The following is a 19156-nucleotide window of genomic DNA, read 5'->3' on the forward strand; positions in this document are numbered from 1 at the left end:
TCTCGAATGTCTAGTCTTTTCTGGTTCGGCATGTTTTCCATTGCCGCGCCCGTTTCACCTTGGAGCAGATCTCCACCGGTTGAGGTGATGATATCGTTTGTTACAGTCTGGCTGATTGCGTGGGATACCATCTGAAGGAGTTCATTTACTTGTCCTTGGGACTCCTTGAACTGGTCGACAATCGGCATTTCATCGAGCTCGGCTTCGATTTTCTTGATCTTCTCCTCAGTCATCTGATAGGCCCGTTCCTTACCGTAGTTCTGGAAATTGACCGCCTGCTTCTGGAGACTCTTCAAACTGGCCATCTTTTCGCGCACTTCTTTATTTTCATGGATTTTGGCTTCAGCTTTTTTGAAAAACTCCACCTGATCGGTTTGGGCGATCATCTTCCCAAGATCTTTCGCTTCATTTACAATATCGTCCTTCGTATACATTCGACTGCCACCTTTTCATATTTTGCATCCGGCTTTCATTTATAGCAGATGATATTTTACGGATTATTAAAATCTCCTATCAGTATATATCTTTTATCGCTATATTTCAAAGCGATTCTTTCATTATCTTGCATCGGATGTACCAAAAGGTGTTATCCACTGCCCTGAATAGTAGGATGCAATGAGACCTACGGCAATGAGCGCTATAAAACAGACGTCATATCCGGAAAATCTTGTCTGACGATAGTAGGTCCTAGCCCCATCATCGAATCCTTTCGATTCCATCGCCACCGCAAGACGGTGGGCCCGTCGGATACTCTGACTGAGCAATATCACCACCGTACTCGTGAATCCCCTGAGCCCTCCGATATGCTTTCGGCTGATCAATGAACGGCGTACCTTGCGTGCCCTCCTCAAGGTGATGAACTCATTGACTATAACAGGCAACATACGAATCGAGGCCATAAATGAATAGGCGTACTTCGGCTTTACTTTCGCCTGCTGCATCATGCTGTAGAATACATCGGTCAACCTTGTGGTAAAAATGATGAGTGAGCCGAAGAATGACAGCGTCAGGCCACGCATCGTAATATGAAGTCCCCTCACTATACTTTCCTCAGTGATGTGCACGAGACCGAATTCAAATAGAGTCGTGTCACCTTCGCCATATAAAATCATATATGCGCTGGACACAAGCCCTGTTAAAACGGTGACGGCAATCAGCAATGCTTGATACTTGAGTTCAATTCCACTCATGACCAAAAATAATAAAAGCATCCAAAGTGACAGATGGAATAGATGGTTCGGATCATGTATCAATACTACTGCTATAAATAGACAGATTGCCGCCACTATTTTAGTGAGCGGATTGGTCCTATCTATAAATGTGGAATAGCGTTTTATGGATTCAAACACCGCCACCCACCTCTTCCAACATACCATTATGGATTTTCAGGCGCCGCGACGGATAGCGTTCTTTTATTTCCTTGTCGTGGGTGATCATGATGATCGTCGTACCGTCTTCGACCAGCTCATGAATCAGTTCGAGCAGTTTGAATGTGTGGCGCGCGTCCAAGCCGAAGGTCGGTTCGTCCAAAAAGATGATCTGCGGGATGCCACCAAGTGCGGTTGCGACACTTAACCGCCTCTTTTGGCCTGTTGATATTTCAAGCGGATGCAGTCTTTTGATATGGGATAGACCCATCCGTGAGAGCACCTGTCCAGTCTTCTTCTCAGCTGCTGATTCATCATGATGCATTTCCAGATTGATGAACACTTCATCAAAGACACTGTTGGTGATGAATTGGAGCTCGGGGTTCTGAAAAACCGGATAGAGTGCCCCTTGGAATTGTTTGGTCTTTCGTATAGGACGGTCTTCGAATATGACTTCTCCTCGTGTCTGCATCAGCTTCATGACTGCCATCATGAAACTTGATTTTCCGCTCCCATTCTCCCCTTCCAGTGTAATCCATTGCCCTTTAGGAATATGCAGATCATCCACACTGAGCAGCTCGCTTCCTACTCTATTTATCGAAAGGTCATTAATCTGGAGAAGCGGGGCGCCATTATCTGTGCTTTTGGTGAATCGTGGGGCATTCTGCCATGAATGTGGATGCCACACTCCTAGAGCATCCAAAGCTTCCCTATTGTCACTTAACATCTCACTTGGTGTAGCGGAAGCGACGATACAGCCTTCATCATTCAACAAAATAATCCGATCCACTCTAAACCACACGTGTTCAACCCGGTGTTCGACAATTACTACGGTACGCTCTTCCCACACTTCCTGAATCATTTCCCATAAAGAACAGGCAGTGTTTTCATCCAACATGCTTGTCGGCTCGTCGAGAAAGAAAGTATCGGCTTTCTGCAGCAATGCAGAAGCAATCGCCAGTTTTTGCTTCATGCCTCCCGATAAGCTGCTGATTTGGGTCTCAAGAGGCTTTCTCAAACCCACTGCTTCTAATGCTGACAAGGCATTCGAAGTCATATCGTCAATATGCACTTGATTGTTCTCCATTATGAAAGCAAGTTCTTCACCGATTGTAGGCATGGTGAACTGGGAATCGGGATCTTGAAAGACCACAGCACCCCCATCAGGTAAATCCATATGGTCCGCTTCCAGCAGTGCATCAATGACGCGTGGCATGAGGCCACTCAATATATTCAATAACGTACTTTTTCCGGAACCACTTGGTCCCACTATCAGAACTTTTTCACCTTTTTCTATCTGCAGGTTCATGTCCGTAAACAATGGGTCATGGGCACCTCGAAACTGCAGTGCCATATTCACCACTTCCATCCCATCTATGCCTCCTTTTCTATTTCCTTATACTGACCGAGCAGTTTAAGAACACCCGTCTCAAGCAATGCTCTATAGAGGATATGCGCAAGCCACCCTGCGACCACTGCCCCACTCAATATCCTGAAGCCAGCCATCAGAATCAGGTTCCATGTCTCGAGATGGGCAAGGTAACCATAGTACCAGTCCAATGGCAGTGTAGAGAGTGCCGCTGCTGTTCCCGCTGATACAGCGACCATCAACGCTGTACTTTTATATCGTACAATTGCAAAAACAAGTTCACAGGCCAACCCTTGTATAAGTCCATAGATGATAAGCATGACATCGAACTGCAGCAGGACTATGGTTTCAGCCGAGGCTGCTGCAAATTCCGCAATCAATGCAACCCCCGGTTTTCTGATGATCAGATATACGACTACAGGGGCGATGAACCACATCCCGTAGACCAATTCATTCAGATGGATGCCAAGAGGCTTCAAGGCTGTGTAAAAAGCGCCCCAAACCGAGTAGATGACTGCGAATACCAGTGAAACGACGACGGTCACCAAAACGTCCGTCAATGTTAATGCTTTTCTTTTCTTCATTTTGATACCCTCCTAAAATTATTAGAGAATAAAAAAGCACACCACTAATGTAGTGGTGTGCATATTAATACTATGTAATATGCCACTTCCCTACGCTAGTATGATCTAGATCAGGTGATAAGGGTAATTCTCAGTCCGAAAGGACACCCCTAGTGGTGTGCTATTATTCAATTGAATATATGATAGCGTATTCTCAGGCTTTTGTAAAATCACTTGTTGTCCGCAATCATCTGATGATATCTGCCACCCGCTTCAAGCAGTTCTTCTTCACTGCCGCTTTCAACGAGTTCGCCGAGTTCCATGACGAATATACGATCCACGGCTTTGATTGTATTCAATCTATGCGCGATGATGATGCTTGTACGGTCCTTCATCAATCGTTCAAGCGCCTCCTGGATCTTCAGTTCCGTAACCGTGTCTATGCTGCTCGTCGCCTCGTCAAGAAGCAGTATCGCCGGATCAGTTATCAGAGCTCTCGCTATGGAAATGAGTTGTTTCTGTCCTTGGGAGACGAAGCCCTCATCGGCCTCGAGCACAGTATCATAGCCATTTTCAAGCTCTATGATGAACTCATGAGCATTAGCGAGTTTTGCCGCTTCAATGACTTCATCGTCTGTCGCATCCAATTTACCATATCGTATATTTTCGCGGATCGTCGCCTCGAACAGGTATGGATCCTGAAGCACAAACGCCGTCTGTGAACGCACTGCCGTACGTTTATAATCCAATATGTTCCGGTCGTCGATGCGGATTTCACCCTCGTCTGTCTCATAGAAACGGGCAAGCAGCTGCATGACCGTCGTCTTGCCTGCGCCGGTCGCGCCGATGAGCGCAACCGATTCGCCGGCATCGATCTTGAAGCTTAGTTGATTGATCGTCGACTTCTCTTGATCAGCATCATAAGAGAATGAGACGTCGTCAAATTCTATTTCTCCGCGGATCGTCACATCCTCGATATGACCTGCATCTGTTTCAGTCTCCGAATCGATGATTCCAAAAACCCGCTCTGCGCCGGCAAGAGCCGACAGCACCTGGTTGAACTGGTTCGAAAGGTCAGCCAGGGGCCGTGTGAATTGGCGGGCATATTCAGCGAAGACGACAATCGTCCCGATGGTCACAAGCCCGTCTGTATAGAACACAAGCAGGCCACCGGCCCCGGCAACAATCGTAAAGCTGACATTATTCAGCATGTTCATGATCTTCGGGATCAGACCTGCATACAGGAAGGCCCAAAAAGTGATCTCCCTCAAGTTCGCCGCCTTGTCGCTGAAGTTGCGGATGGCCGTTTCTTCCTGCGAAAAGACTTTAACGATTTCCTGTCCGGATACCATCTCTTCGATATAGCCGTTCATTTCACCCGTCGCCTTCTGCCTCTTTTTATAGAGCGGTCCCGTTCGCTTGGTGATGAATGCCACCGCCATGATCAATAACGGTATGATGGTGACGGTCAACAGCGTCAGCAGCGGACTGAGGTAGAGCATCACGCTGATTGTACCAATCAGCGTCACGACGCTTGTCGTAAATTGGATGAATGAAGTGTTCAATGTCTGCGAAATGGTTTCGATGTCATTTGTCATCCGACTCATCAGCTCGCCATGCTGCCTCTTGTCATAAAATTTTACAGGAAGCTTCTGCATGTGCGAAAACAGCCGCGATCGTAGCTTGAATATCGTCCTCTGCGATAAGCCCACCATAAAGAAGGCTGCTGTGTACTGTATGGAGGAGAGGAGGATATAGACGACCAGGAGGAAAAGTAGTATGCGGCCGAGCCCGTCAAATTCACGTGGTACGAAATAATTGTCCACGATATAGCCGACCAGGAACGGACCGGTTATGCTGAGCAGACTGGTCAGGGTCACCAGGAAAATGATTGAATAGAGCAGCTTCCGCTCCTCGGAAATGAATTTCCAGAGCCTTTTCAAGGTGCCTGAAATATCATTGGCACGGCGCTGATCATCCTTATCCTTCCTTTTTTTGATGTCTTCCTTGGTAAGGACAGGCTCGTGTCCAAATGGTTTCTTTATGAAATCAATCATCCAATTGCCCTCCTTCCGTCTGGGACTCGACTATTGAACGATACAAGTCGGATTGTTGCAGCAGTTCCTCGTGCGAACCGAGCGCATTGATCTCGCCGCCTTCAAGCAGCAAAATCCGATCTGCCATCTTGGCGGTGACTATCTTCTGCGTGACGATGATCTGGGTGGTCTCCTCTTCCCTGATCGCCTCCCAAAGGGCGGACTCCGTTCTTATATCAAGTGCTGAAGTGCTGTCGTCCAATATAAGTATCCCCGGCTTCCTGACAAGTGCACGTGCTATCGACAACCGCTGCTTCTGGCCACCGGACAATGTTACGCCCCTTTGTCCGACCCTCGTGTCGTAGCGATGATCGAACGATTCGATGGAATTATGGATCTGGGCTTTTTGGGTCGATGTGAAGATATCGGATTCCAGCGCTTCCAAATCACCCCACAGCAGATTCTCGAATATGCTTCCAGAGAAGAGCACCGCCGATTGCGGAACATAGCCAATGGCCTGCCTGAGGTCTTCTTCATTCCATTCCTTGATGTCTCGTTCGTTGATGTAGATGGTACCTTCCTCTGTCTCGTACATTTTGGGTATCAGGCTGAGCAGCGTACTTTTGCCTGACCCGGTCCCGCCCATAATGATGAATTTTTCTTTTTCTCGGACTTCAAAACTGATATCGCGCAACACATAGCGGGAAGAACCCGGGTATCTGAAGGAGACCCCTTCAAACTTGACCGACCCCGCCTGATTTTCTTTAACGATTTCTGCATTGTCATTTATGCTGATTGGGGATTTCAGCACTTCTTCCATGCGGTCGCTCGATGCTTTGGAGCGGCTGAAGGCGATGATGATGAATGCAAACATCGAGAAGCCGCCCTGCATCCTCAATGCATAGTTGACGACGGCCACCACTTCCCCCACTTGGATCGTGTTGTTCTGCAAAAGATCAGAAGCCATCCAAAGTACGACTAGCAGACTGCCGTTGATGATGAGGAGCAGCACCGGCATGATGGATTCCATCAACCTTAAGGCATATATGGTATCATCGCGCAGACGCCCTGCCACTTTGCTGAATTTGTTGATTTCAAAATCGGCACGGTCGTTTGCCTTGATCAGCCTCACAGCTTCGAGATTCTGCTGGATGAAGCGGTTTATCTTATCCAGTCGTTTTTGGACCCTTAAGAAAATCTGTCCACCTTTTCTCGCTGTAAAAATCAAGAAGATAAGAAGGATAGGTGTGAGAAAAGAGAGATAGAATCCAAGCGTCGGGTTGACGACAAAAGACATGATGAGGGAGCCGACAACAAGCAATGGTGCCTTGATGATCACCCTCAATGACATATACAGCAGCATCTCAGACTGCAGGACATCCTGGGTCATGCGCGTAATGAGGCTCGAGGTCGGAAATTTGGACAATGTCGCCAGCGTAAAATATTGGACCCGCCGAAAAAGTGCTGTACGCAGATCATAGCTGAAACTGTTTGCCACATGACTTGCAAAGAGGGAATTCATTATCCCGCTTATAAACGCCACCATGCTGATGGCGAACATGACAATCAGATAGAACCACACGGTATCGATGCTCTCTGCCACAATCCCATCATCTATGACCTTTGATATCAGATAGGGTTGAGTGAGTTCAACCGTCAATTCTATCAACATAAAGAAGAGGGCGATGGCCATGAACCATTTATATTTCAATGCGAATTTATAGACTGTCAGCAATTTCTTCCACCCTTTTTTCTTTCGATTACCGAAGTATTATAGTAATTATGACATAATTCACTCAATTTTGACAGTCTAAATAAAAATGCATCCGAAGCACATCTGCTTCGAATGCATCAACTTATCGGAATGCCGCCATCAACTCATCAAATGTTTCATCTTCAAGCGCCATATCCCTTTTGACAAGAGGCTGATCAAGATAGCCTTCTATATTTTCCTGATAGGATTTTGATTCCGCGTCATGATAGATGATGCCTTTAAGAAGGCCATTATTCGCCATGACATGCTGCATTGCATTTTCTGCATCTGTATAATCGTAATCATCAAGATCTTCTACAGCCACCAGATTCTCTTTGAACCAATCATAAGTATTCACCTTATTGTATGTGACACACGGGCTGAATACGTTGACGAAGCTGAATCCTTTGTGGTCCATTGCCTGCTGGATGATGGCAGTCAGCTGTTTGATGTCTGAGCTGACGCTCTGTGCCACAAATGTCGCACCGCTGGCCATGGCAGTCCGTATCGGCTGGATCGGATCTTCTTTCGAGCCGTCCGGCGTCGTCTTCGTAACGAAACCTTTGCCGGAAGAAGGCGATGTCTGCCCTTTCGTCAGACCGTAGACCTGATTATCCATGACGATGTATGTGATATCGATATTGCGCTTCAATGCATGCACAGTGTGGCCCATGCCGATGGCAAAACCATCACCGTCACCGCCGGCAGCAATCACCGTCAGTTCATCGTTCGCCATTTTGACACCTTGTGCTACAGGCAGACTGCGCCCATGGGTTGCGTGGAAACCGTAGGATTTGATATATCCGCTCAAACGTCCACTACATCCTATCCCTGTTATGACAGCAAGTTCATCAGGTTCAAGTCCGTTGGCCGCACACGCTTTCTGGATGGCCGCCTGGACACTGAAATCTCCGCATCCTGGACACCAGTTCGGTTTGATATTATTTCTAAAATCTTTAAATGTCGCCATTACATAACTTCCTTTATTTTCAGAATCGAATTGATATGTGCTTCAATCTCATCGGGCTTAAAAGGGGTCCCATCATATTTTACATGGGAATTCATACGGTCATGGCCATAATAGTTCATCTTCAGGATACTATGGAGTTGACCACTGTAGTTGTGCTCAATCACCAGAATATCTTTCGCTCCATCTAGATAAGGCTTGAGGCGTTTTGCCGGGAATGGATGAATCTGCTTCAGGCTGATGGTGGTGATGTCTGCATCTATTCTTTCGGCAGCTTCATTGACCACACCGTTGACGCTCAGGATACTGATGATGAGCAGGTCGCTTTCGACGCCACCGTGCACTTTGAATGGTTCATCCATTGCAAAGTCCTTCAGCTTCCTCATTCGCTTGTCCATTTGGGTCATGCGGTTCTCTGCACCTTCGTTGGGTGTCCCGACTGTACTGTGTTCTACACCGGTGACATGGTGGATACCGCCTTTGACGCCTGGTATCGGACGCGGCGAAATGCCGTCCTCCTCATCACTGTAGCGCTCAAAATAATCCTCATCATTGTCGATTTCTTCTGTGATTGTCTTGCCCCTGTTTATTTCGACGCGGGACTGGTCGAATGGCCGTGAAGACTGTTTGCCGAGGGACATCTGAAGGTCAGAAAGCAGTATGACTGGTACCTGATAATATTCCGCCAGGTTGAATGCCTCCATTGTCGTATAGAATGCATCTTCCACATCGGACGGAGCCAGTACGATTTTTGGGATGTCTCCGTGCGTACCATATATCATCTGCATCAGATCTGACTGCTCCTGCTTCGTCGGGAGACCGGTCGACGGCCCCCCACGCATCGTGTCAACTATGACGAGTGGCGTTTCAGTCATGCCCGAGAGGCCGATCGACTCCATCATCAGCGACAGGCCCGGTCCAGCTGAAGAAGTGAAACTTCTTGCTCCGGCATAGTTGGAGCCGATCGCCATAGTCACCGCTGAAATTTCATCTTCAGTTTGGATTACGGTGCCGCCGAGTTTCGGGAGGTTGTCTATCATATACTCCATGATCTCACTCGCTGGAGTGATTGGATAGGCAGCCATGAAACGCACGCCGGCATTGAGTGCGCCAAAACTGATGGCATCATTGCCGATCAGGAAAAGTTGACTTTCGCCATCTGTAGGCTCGAGTTCAAAGTCTCCGTCAATGTTCGGCATCTGTTCGTCCATCAAGTTATATCCGGCCAATATTGCCTGGTTATTGCTTTCTACAATCTGTTCACCCTTACGGATGAACATCGTATAGATCATATCTTTGAACGGCTGCAGCTCAAGATTCATCAGGCGTGCACTTGCGCCCACCGCCACCATATTCTTCATCAGTTGGCTGCCGAGCTCCTTGGCAGTGGCTGTAAATGGAATTGGGATGAGTTGGATATCCAAACCCTCTTCCTTTTTTGGATCGAACTTGCTGTCTGCAAGCACAATCCCGCCCTGAACGAGTTCATGACTGTTCAGATCTATGGTCTGCTGGTCGAAAGCAACCAATATATTCGTATGATCGCTCACTGCCCGAACTTCTTTAGTCGATATTCTCACGTTATTATTTGTATGGCCGCCTTTTATACGGCTTGAAAAATGTCTGTAGCTATAGAGATGGTATCCCATCCTGTTTAGGGTTGTTGAAAAGATTTCTCCGGTCGACTCGATGCCCTCACCTTGCTGGCCACCGACTTTCCATGACAATTGCTCTTTCATAAACATTGCCTCCTTGTCCTTATGCTAATATACCAAAATACGGCATGTTTTTCGATCTTCATGATGGTTCCACGATGAAAATCAGTCTATCGGATGAGCCTATTCCTCAATACGTATCTTACTGATTTTATTCATCTCCGTATCAATGATGACACCGGATAGTATTCCCGCTCCTTCTTCAGGGACGTTGTGCCTGACGGGCATTTGATGGATGAACCGTTCAATGACTTCTTCTTTGCGTATTCCGAGGATTCCATCTTTGAAACCGGTCATCCCGACATCGGTAATATATTTCGTCCCCTTCGGCAATACTTGCTCATCATTTGTCTGGACATGCGTGTGGGTACCGACTACAGCCTCTACCCTACCATCCAGATAATGTCCCATGGCGAGACTCTCACTTGTCGTCTCACTATGGAAATCGACGAATATCTCATCCGCTTCCGAATGTTTCAGTATTTCATCTGCCTTTTTAAATGGACAGTCTATCGGATCCATGAAACTTCTGGCCTGGAGATTGATGATCTGAAGCATCTTGCCGTTCACATTGATGACTCCGTGCCCTTTGCCTGGGCCTCGTCCGGGAAGTTTGCCGGACGCACCATGCGCACATCGCCCTCAAGAAATGGGTAGATTTCCTTTTTGGCAAATGCATGATTGCCCAAAGTGATGAAATCCGCACCCGCCGTCAACAATTCCTTATATATCTTCTCTGTGATGCCTTTACCATGTGCGGCATTTTCTCCGTTTACGATCGCCACTTGAGCGCCATGCTGTCTTTTTAGATCAAGCAGGTGCGCCTTCAGCATCCGGCGCCCTACTTTTCCCACAATATCTCCAATGAATAGTATTCGCATTATAGATCCATCCTTTAATCCACTTTTTATTTTTGGTCATGGTAATAGAAAAGACCAGCAGGCATGCCTGCTGGCCTCTTTATTTTGCATACTCGACTGCTCGCATTTCACGGACGACCGTTACTTTGATGTGTCCTGGATATTGAAGTTCTTCTTCAATCTGTTTCTTGATGTCCCGCGCTAGACGGTGTGCTTTCAAGTCATCCAATTCATCCGGTTTCACCATCACCCGTATTTCACGACCGGCTTGTATGGCGAATGTTTTCTCGACGCCTTCATAGCCTTCTGCAATCGATTCAAGCCTTTCAAGGCGTTTGACATAGTTCTCAAGTGTTTCTCTACGTGCACCCGGGCGTGCAGCGCTCAGTGCATCGGCTGCAGCGACAAGGATTGAAATGATGCTTGTCGGCTCCACATCACCATGATGGGAGTGAATGGCATTGATGACTGTGTCAGGTTCCTTATAACGCTTTCCGAGCTGAACGCCAATCTCAACGTGGCTACCGTCCATTTCGTGGTCGATGGCCTTGCCGATATCATGTAGCAGGCCGGCACGTTTGGCAAGCTGAACATCTTCTCCCAGTTCGCTGGCAAGCATACCTGCAAGATAACCAACCTCAACAGAATGCTTAAGCACATTCTGTCCATAACTGAGTCGATATTTCATCTTACCAAGGTGCTTGATCAGCTCTGGATGGAGATTGTGGATATCCAGTTCGAATGCAGCTGCCTCACCTGCATCACGAATGCTCGTCTCCATGTTGCGTCTCGCCTTATCGACCATCTCTTCGATGCGGCCTGGGTGGATCCTACCGTCCTGTACAAGGGCTTCCAATGCGTTTTTGGCGATGGCCCTACGAATTGGATCAAATCCTGAAAGGATGACGGCTTCAGGCGTATCATCGATTATAAGATCGACTCCCGTCAGCGTTTCAAGCGTCCGGATGTTGCGTCCTTCGCGGCCGATGATCCTGCCTTTCATTTCATCATTCGGCAGAGTTACTACCGATACTGTCGATTCGCTCGTATATTCCGCAGCGTAACGCTGGGCGGTGGATGCAAGAAGTTCTTTTGCCTTCTTATCCACATCAAGCTTCATCTCGTTCTCTTTCTCCTTGACCATGACAGCCATGTCATGCGACAGTTCACGCTCTACCTCGTCGAAAATTTCTTTGCGTGCCTCTTCACGGGTGAGCCCGGAGATGCGGGTCAGTTCTTCTTCTTGTCGACTGATAATTTCTTTAATCTTCTGATCCTCGGCATCAACCATTTGCTGCTTTTCTTCAATTTTAGCTTCCTTCACTTCCAGGGCTTCATCTTTCTTATCAAGCACTTCACTTTTTCTGTCAAGCACCTGTTCTCTATTCAAAAGCCTGGATTCTTGAGATCTGAGTTCCTCTTTCTTCTCAGTGGATTCACGTTCAAATGCACCCTTGAGATTCTGGTTCTCTTCTTTTGCCTCAAGCAACTTCTCTTTTTTGAGGTTCTCCGCCTGCTTATTCGCTTCACTGATAATATGTTCTGCGGAAACACGCGCCTCCTGCTGCTTTTTGGTCAAAATATTTTTTACAATAAAATATCCGATTACAACACCTAGAAAAATACCGAGCAAGATTAAGAAAATGTCTATCATGTCCATAATAAACACCTCTCCTACAAGCTCTATTCCTCGATTATATAATACATTGAAACAAATATTATATAGATTCAATTCTAAAGATAATCATGCGAAAACGCAAGCACCAGGAATATCAATTTAGCATCCCGATACTTGCGCTCTGTGAAGACTTATTTTTTTATGATTCATCATCTTCAAAAAGGGTTTCTTCTGCTGGTTCCTCAATTTCCTCTTCTTTAGCTTCGCCTCCGAAGCCAAGTGCAGAACGCAACTTCCTTTCAATCTCTTCAAGGGTGGCAGGATTGTTCGTAAGGTGTTCCTTGGCATTTTCTTTACCTTGACCAAGGCGTTCCCCTTCATAGGAATACCAGGCACCGCTTTTCTCTACAATATCGTACTCGACACCAAGATCGATCATCTCGCCTGTTTTTGAAATGCCTTTACCATACATTATATCGACTTCTGCAACACGGAAAGGAGGGGCGACCTTATTTTTCACAACTTTGATCTTAGTGCGGTTACCTACAATCTCCTGACCAAGCTTCAGCTGTTCGGCACGCCTTACTTCCAGACGGACAGAACTGTAGAATTTAAGTGCCCGGCCGCCTGATGTCGTTTCAGGATTACCGAACATGACACCGACTTTTTCACGGATCTGGTTGATGAACATCGCTGTGGTATTACTTTTCGAAATGGCACCGGAGAGTTTCCTCAATGCCTGCGACATCAGGCGCGCCTGCAGTCCTACGTGCGCGTCCCCCATTTCGCCTTCAATTTCAGCTTTAGGCGTCAACGCTGCGACTGAGTCGACGACCACGATATCAACAGCGCCACTTCTGACGAATGCCTCCGTTATTTCAAGGGCTTGTTCCCCGTGTCCGGTTGGGATAGATACAAGTTTTCTATATCGACTCCGAGATTTTGGGCGTAGTCAGGATCCAAGGCGTGTTCAGCATCTATAAATGCAGCAATGCCGCCATTTTTTTGAGCTTCTGCAATGGCATGGAGTGCCACTGTAGTTTTACCGGAAGATTCCGGACCATAGATTTCTATGATTCTTCCTTTCGGGTAGCCTCCTACGCCAAGTGCTTTATCCAATGTGATGGAACCTGAGGAAACTGTTGATACTTTACGTCCCGCATCGTCCCCAAGTTTCATGACCGCGCCTTTACCGAATGACTTTTCCATATTTTTTATAACTGTATCTATCGCTTTTTGTCTCTCGTCCATAATTACCCTCCATTAATTCATTTCATAATATATTATAACATAATCCACGAATTCATGCGAACATATATTCGTATGCGGAGCATCAGATTCTGCACAAATATGCCCAGTATATAGAATATTGTAGATTCATCTGCTCAGGTTGCTGATAACGGGGTACAAGGACTGCCGCCATCATTTTTCATCGCCACTGAATACCGCACGGCCTTTGTAGAAGTACTCGATGCCAGACAGGATGGTGAAGAAGACGGCGATGTACATTGCCGTCATACCGAGGGAAAGTGGCGTATATTGCGTAAACATATCACCAAACAGCAGCATTACAAGGGCAATCATCTGGAAGACGGTCTTTATCTTGCCTAGTTGCCCCGCTGCACTTACATAACCCTGCTCTATCTGAAGCAGTCTTAAGCCGGTTACAGCGAACTCCCTTGCTATTATGACGACTGCGATCCAGGAAGATATCACTTGCAGCTCTACCAGGACAATCAATCCTGCAGTAACGAGCAATTTATCCGCTAACGGATCAAGGAATTTTCCCATATTGGTAATCAGGTTCCATTTCCTCGCAAGATAACCATCAAGAAAATCCGTCAGTGCGGCTGTAACGAATATTATCGCTGCAATGAACCTGCTGAGTGAAACTTCCTCGCCGCCTAGGACCTGAATGCTGCCCCAGCCGAAATCTATCAGTATGAAAATGAGGAAGATCGGGATGAGTATGACTCTGAAGACAGTAAGCTGATTGGGTATATTCATTATACTACTCCTTTATCAGATTGAATTCGTAATATATGGTGACCGCATCTCCCTGCTTAGGGTTCTGCAGACGCTCTCCATCAATTTCCACATTGAAATTCGTTGCATCGCCTAAAGTGAGATACAGCACATTGGCTTCTTCAGAGATTTCGAATTCTCCCTCGGATAATGTCTCATAGGCATAATTATTGCCTGCGTCATCCGTCAGCGTCACCCAGGATGGTGACTCTCCAGATAGACCGATCACAAGGGGGAAGACACCTTGATATCATAATAGAAGGTGGCGCCGTCTGAACTGTTGAAGGTATAATCGGATGTTGATTGTGAATCATCTGATTCACCCTCATCTTCTTCAGTAGCTTCTTCTGTACTTGATTCATCGGCGGTATCCTTCTCCTCCTCTGAATTTTCCTCAGGCTCTTTGGATGCGGCAGTCTTTTCATCGAAATCATAGATTGGCTTCTCTTCAAACACATCCGCCTCGGAACCAACCTGCAGCAGAATCATCCAAATTATGAACAAGCCTAGGATGATGCCAAGGAACCCGATGATTGTCCTTTTGAAATATTTATATTCCTCATCATCAGGAGGGCCTCTTCTTTTTCATTCAGATCACCATCATCCGGGAAGTCACTGGCGAAGCGCTCCTTTAGCTTATCGTGGTCCAGGCCAACTGCATCTGCATATTGTTGAATGAGAAACTGTGCGTGCCTAGGTTCCGGTAGGGCATTTAGATCCCCCGCTTCTATAATATGGATGATATCCTTCCTGAGTCCCGACTTCTCCTGCATCTCCTTTAGGGTGATGCCTGCCTTTTCTCTTTATCCTTTAAATAAGTACCAAGTTTCATGGCAACCTCCCTACATCCCGCCGAAGAAGCTCATATCTTCATCTTGGAACCAGTGTTTTTTCTGATGTTTTTCATAGGTTATCTCCTGATCTTCATCTTCTCTAAGCTCTATGATGTAGTCATAGTCGGCAAGAGTATAATTCATACCGTCCACGAACAGATCAGGATGTTCTATGACCTTTACAGCCGGAAAGCGCATCACTTCCCTGATGAGGCTTTTATGCTCTTCATTGGTGGACTTGTTCGTAACTGCACCATCGATGATGAAGACATTATTGCGGTCGTACTCCCCTTTGATGAGAGTCGTGCGCTCAGTCTGCTTGATCAGGGTCGAAGACAGGAAAAGCCATTTTTTCTTCGCGGTCACACTGGCCGCAACGATGGATTCCGTTTTACCGACACGGGGCATGCCTCGGACGCCGATCATTTTATGACCTTCCTCCTTGAAAAGTTCGGCCAGAAATCGACAAGTATCCCGATCTCTTCCCGTGTGAAACGGAAAATCTTCTTGTCATCTTCGGCCCTTTTGATGAAGCGGCCATGCCGTACTGCCAGACGATCCCTTACTTGAGGCTTCCTTATTTTAAGAATATTGATGTCGTCGATATACGCACTCATCAGTTCAAAACGCTTCAATTTGTTCAGCTCATCCGTGCGGATCAGCAAACCCCGTCTTTCATTCTCTACCCCATTTATGGTGTCGATGCTGATTCCGAGGTTGCCGAGTAGGGATGAGATATCCCAAGCAGCCCTGGCCGGTTATTGATGATTTCATATTCCATATATTGTTCGATATTTCGTTCTGGGTATCTCGTCTTATTGCTGTCTGTAGAACTCATGTATACCATCCCCCGTTAACATTCATTATTTCACCGGTTACAGATTGGGCATTTTCATGCAGCAGATACTGTACAGCATGCATCACTTCTGCTGGTTTTACGTAGCAGGCCTGCGGCAGTTCTTCCAGCAGATGGTGCTGGTCGGCCTCTGAAAGTAGTGCTGTCATCGAACCTTCAACTATCCCTGGTGCCACTCCGTTCACCGTTACACCGGTTGGGCCAATTCTTTCGCCAAAGATTTGATGAGTGCTTCCTGAGCCCCTTTCATGGAAGCATATATACTTTCATAACTGGCTCCGTGCCGCCCCCAGATGGAAGTGATGACGATGATTCTGCCTTTTTTTCTTCTGAGTTTCGGCAGCAGCACTTGTATGAAGGCGACAAGATTACGAATGGATATGTTGTACTGGGCGTCGACTTCATCGAGGGCGGTGTCCTGGACCAGGCTGAATAAGCTATACCCCGGACACCATATCAATCCATCAATGCCATCCACCCCGTTGAAGAAACCTTCAATGACCGTCTTATCCTGCGCATGGCTAAGATCAAGGAAATGGTGGGTGCTTTCATATTCCGGCTCTTTCTCTGGAAAAAGTGATGGTCTCTTCAGTCGACAGCTGCTCATGGAGCTTTTTGCCGATATCTCCGGTGCTGCCTACTATGACATATCTAGACATCACGTTTCAATATACACTCTACCATGTATTCGGGATCCATGACATCGATAAAGTGGGTCTCCACTTCCTGGATGGTGATTTCTTCGATTACTTCAAGCAATTTGTAGAGGTCATAGCCATCCAGGTAATATTTTGTATATTGGTTTGCGATATACTCCGGAGAATTCAAGCTGGCCAGATAATCCCCTATCACTTCCCTTTTCTGGTTCATGAGTTTCTCTTCTGTAAAGAAGCCACCCATTTTGACCGATTCGATGATATTGCGGATTTCTGCAGCAAATGCATCTGGCTCTTCAGTATTCGTAGCGAAAAGGGCATGGGAAAAATCACTTTCTTCAATGTGGCTGAAATTGAACGAATCGTCTATGAGCCCTTTATCCATAAGCTCATAATAGAAATCTGACTGTTCCCCAAAGACCATATCCAATGCGAACATCATCGACAGATCGCGCTTAAGGCGATTTTCGGTGTCGTCATCTTCCTGATGGTACTTAAAGCCGATCATTGACTTGGTTTCTTCAACATCCATCTTCAATGTGTTTTTACGCTTGACGATCTCCCTAGGCTCCAAAGGGAGCACCCTCTCAAGTTTAGGGAGTGGGTCGATCTCCCGGCGATTCTGATGCGCATCAATATAATCGATTAATCCATCTATGTCAAAATCACCGACGAGTATCATCACCATATTGGAAGGATGGTAGAATGTCTTGTGGCATAAAAAGAGATGGTCTGCGGTAATCTTACTGATTGATGCCTCAGTACCTGCTATATCGACTTTGACCGGCAAGTTGTGATACATCTGATTGAGGGTTTCAAAGTAGAGCCTGTATCCTGGATTATCCTGGTACATCTTGATCTCTTCATTGATGATGCCGACTTCCTTTTCGACTGTCTCTTCAGTGAAGTAAGGCTGCTCAACCATGTCCATGAGCAGCTTCAGATTCTGATCGAATGATTCTGTAGCACTGAAAAGATAGGACGTGCGATCATAGGAAGTGAAGGCATTAGCATTGGCACCGCATTTGGAGAATAGATTGAAGACATCACCATCCTCCTTTTCGAACATTTTATGTTCAAGGAAATGGGCAATACCGTCCGGCACTCTATACTCTTCCCCACCTACGATGAAATGATCATCCATGGAACCATATTTCGTCGTATATGTTGCAAACTTTTTGCTGTAGCCTGGTTTAGGTATGATAAATACAGTCAGGCCATTGGCACACTCGTGCTTGTAGACCTGCTCATCTATTTTCGGATAATCAATTTTGTTCATCTTCTTCACTCCTTGTAAGTACATAGACCGTGTCCAGTGCAACCCTTTTGCTGACATCGGCTATCATGGCACTATCAACCGCCGCCAGACGTTCCTCCCACGAAGAGGAGTGCTCATCCTGAAGCATGCGATTGTACTCCAACGCCAACAGGCCTTTCGGTTTATCCATCACTTCTTTTCTGTTGACCCGCATCATACGTTTCACTTCCTCTACGAATTCATCATCGAATTCTCCCTGCTGCAGAGTCTCGAGTTCTCGCAGAATGGCGGACTCGGCTTTTTTGACATTTTTAGGATCTACGCCACCCATGACGAACATATACCCGTTACGGACGTCGATTTGGGAGCTTATCTGATAGGCAAGGCTCATTTTCTCCCGTATATTCTGGAAAAGCAGTGAGGAGGCAGAACCGCCGAACATCTGATTCATGACGTTGAATGCCATCCTCTCCTGAAGATCCAGGTCTGAAACGCGGAAGCCCATGTTCAGTTTAGCCTGTTCAATCTTTTGGGCGTCCGTTTCTCTCTTTACCTGTTCAATTGCCTTGTTCGGATAAGGCTGATGCTTGAGTTCCACAAGCGCTTCGCGCTTATGAATCTTGTTAAGCTTATCTTCTATATCTTCATCTACAGCACCGACTGCAAGAATCTTCAGTTCATCTTCAGCCATCATGCGGGCATGTTCTTCTTTGATATCTTCAAGTGTAAGGGATTCAACATCTTCAAGGACACCAAACGAAAAGTACTTGTAGTCCTCCTCTTCAAACATTAGATTGACCATGGCCTGGAAGCTTGCCTGGGCACGATTGTCCTTCATACTTTTCAGACGATTGCGGTACAGGCGTTTCTCCTTATTGAAGAAGTCCTCGTCGGACGCATCATAATTGAATGGCGACCGCAATACTTCGTTTAGGAGTTTGCACATCTCGCCGACGATATCCATATCTTCATAGATGAATTTATCGTTCACTAACTCCATTCCGATGGTTACTGTATGGTCTCTCCCTTTTCGTCCTGTGTTGGAGGTGAGATGGGCACCATAATGATGGGCGAGGTAGTTCAAGAGATCCGCTTCCTTTAAAAAAGTGTCGGTCCGCTTTATCATCATGCGGGAAAGAAGATTCCGCTTCGTCACCCGTTCACGCTCTGATATGCTTCTGAAGACCAGTTGGATGGTGATGGTCTTGAATTTGTCGGTTTCTACGATTACTGATGGCACATTATTCAATAGATTCTTATTCACTGTATACATGGAAAAC

The 19156-nt window shown here is 46.5% G+C and carries 15 protein-coding genes, 5 pseudogenes and 1 riboswitch; all 20 genes and pseudogenes read right to left on the minus strand.

Going from position 1 to position 19156, the window contains the following annotated elements:
- Window positions 1-23 precede the first annotated feature (23 nt).
- A pseudogene (locus ACYF68_RS09495) lies at window positions 24-434 on the minus strand (YlbF/YmcA family competence regulator); the annotation flags it as partial.
- A gap of 123 nt (window positions 435-557) precedes the next feature.
- On the minus strand, window positions 558-1349 hold the full coding sequence (locus tag ACYF68_RS09500) for an energy-coupling factor transporter transmembrane component T family protein (protein ID WP_461046561.1): 792 nt from the start codon (window positions 1347-1349) through the stop codon (window positions 558-560).
- Window positions 1342-2736 carry an ABC transporter ATP-binding protein gene (locus tag ACYF68_RS09505; RefSeq protein ID WP_461046562.1) on the minus strand — a complete coding sequence of 465 codons (1395 nt, stop codon included), beginning with the start codon at window positions 2734-2736 and terminating at the stop codon, window positions 1342-1344. Before ACYF68_RS09505 ends, ACYF68_RS09500 begins: the two co-directional genes overlap by 8 nt.
- A 5-nt stretch (window positions 2737-2741) precedes the next feature.
- Window positions 2742-3320, minus strand: coding sequence for an ECF transporter S component (locus ACYF68_RS09510; RefSeq protein WP_461046564.1), 579 nt, complete (start codon window positions 3318-3320; stop codon window positions 2742-2744).
- 70 nt (window positions 3321-3390) lie between these two features.
- Window positions 3391-3481, minus strand: a riboswitch (TPP riboswitch).
- Between the two features lie 48 nt (window positions 3482-3529).
- Window positions 3530-5356: an ABC transporter ATP-binding protein gene (locus tag ACYF68_RS09515; protein WP_461046566.1), complete on the minus strand. Its 1827-nt coding sequence runs from the start codon at window positions 5354-5356 to the stop codon at window positions 3530-3532.
- Entirely contained in the window at window positions 5349-7070 is a 1722-nt protein-coding gene (locus ACYF68_RS09520) for an ABC transporter ATP-binding protein (protein ID WP_461046568.1), read from the minus strand. The genes ACYF68_RS09515 and ACYF68_RS09520 overlap by 8 nt, the downstream gene beginning before the upstream one ends.
- A 121-nt stretch (window positions 7071-7191) precedes the next feature.
- Entirely contained in the window at window positions 7192-8058 is an 867-nt protein-coding gene (locus tag ACYF68_RS09525) for a 2-oxoacid:ferredoxin oxidoreductase subunit beta (RefSeq protein WP_461046570.1), read from the minus strand.
- Window positions 8058-9794, minus strand: coding sequence for a 2-oxoacid:acceptor oxidoreductase subunit alpha (locus ACYF68_RS09530; RefSeq protein WP_461046572.1), 1737 nt, complete (start codon window positions 9792-9794; stop codon window positions 8058-8060). Before ACYF68_RS09530 ends, ACYF68_RS09525 begins: the two co-directional genes overlap by 1 nt.
- 168 nt (window positions 9795-9962) lie before the next feature.
- Window positions 9963-10651, minus strand: a pseudogene (locus tag ACYF68_RS09535) (TIGR00282 family metallophosphoesterase); the annotation flags it as partial.
- A gap of 79 nt (window positions 10652-10730) precedes the next feature.
- A complete protein-coding gene (gene rny, locus ACYF68_RS09540; protein WP_461046574.1) occupies window positions 10731-12290 on the minus strand; it encodes a ribonuclease Y in 1560 nt (519 codons plus the stop codon).
- Window positions 12291-12447: 157 nt separating this feature from the next.
- Window positions 12448-13499 (minus strand): annotated as a pseudogene (gene recA / locus ACYF68_RS09545) (recombinase RecA).
- Window positions 13500-13670: 171 nt separating this feature from the next.
- Window positions 13671-14255: a CDP-diacylglycerol--glycerol-3-phosphate 3-phosphatidyltransferase gene (gene pgsA / locus ACYF68_RS09550; RefSeq protein WP_461046575.1), complete on the minus strand. Its 585-nt coding sequence runs from the start codon at window positions 14253-14255 to the stop codon at window positions 13671-13673.
- 4 nt (window positions 14256-14259) lie between these two features.
- Window positions 14260-14502: a RodZ domain-containing protein gene (locus ACYF68_RS09555; RefSeq protein WP_461046578.1), complete on the minus strand. Its 243-nt coding sequence runs from the start codon at window positions 14500-14502 to the stop codon at window positions 14260-14262.
- Window positions 14499-14762, minus strand: a complete 264-nt coding sequence (locus tag ACYF68_RS09560; RefSeq protein WP_461046580.1) for a hypothetical protein — start codon at window positions 14760-14762, stop codon at window positions 14499-14501. The genes ACYF68_RS09555 and ACYF68_RS09560 overlap by 4 nt, the downstream gene beginning before the upstream one ends.
- Before the next feature lie 17 nt (window positions 14763-14779).
- Window positions 14780-15046 (minus strand): helix-turn-helix domain-containing protein, encoded by a 267-nt coding sequence (locus ACYF68_RS09565; RefSeq protein WP_461046581.1) that lies wholly within the window; start codon window positions 15044-15046, stop codon window positions 14780-14782.
- Between the two features lie 69 nt (window positions 15047-15115).
- A pseudogene (locus ACYF68_RS09570) lies at window positions 15116-15723 on the minus strand (DUF3388 domain-containing protein).
- 74 nt (window positions 15724-15797) lie between these two features.
- Complete coding sequence (locus ACYF68_RS09575) at window positions 15798-15944, minus strand: hypothetical protein (protein WP_461046584.1); 147 nt, start codon at window positions 15942-15944, stop codon at window positions 15798-15800.
- A pseudogene (locus tag ACYF68_RS09580) lies at window positions 15941-16569 on the minus strand (SDR family NAD(P)-dependent oxidoreductase). The gene ACYF68_RS09575 and the pseudogene ACYF68_RS09580 overlap by 4 nt, the downstream one beginning before the upstream one ends.
- 44 nt (window positions 16570-16613) lie before the next feature.
- Window positions 16614-17897, minus strand: a complete 1284-nt coding sequence (gene yfmH / locus ACYF68_RS09585; RefSeq protein WP_344701436.1) for an EF-P 5-aminopentanol modification-associated protein YfmH — start codon at window positions 17895-17897, stop codon at window positions 16614-16616.
- Window positions 17884-19149, minus strand: a complete 1266-nt coding sequence (yfmF, locus tag ACYF68_RS09590) for an EF-P 5-aminopentanol modification-associated protein YfmF (protein ID WP_461046586.1) — start codon at window positions 19147-19149, stop codon at window positions 17884-17886. Before yfmF ends, yfmH begins: the two co-directional genes overlap by 14 nt.
- Window positions 19150-19156 lie beyond the last annotated feature (7 nt).

The sequence above is a fragment of the Salinicoccus sp. CNSTN-B1 genome (assembly GCF_054792835.1).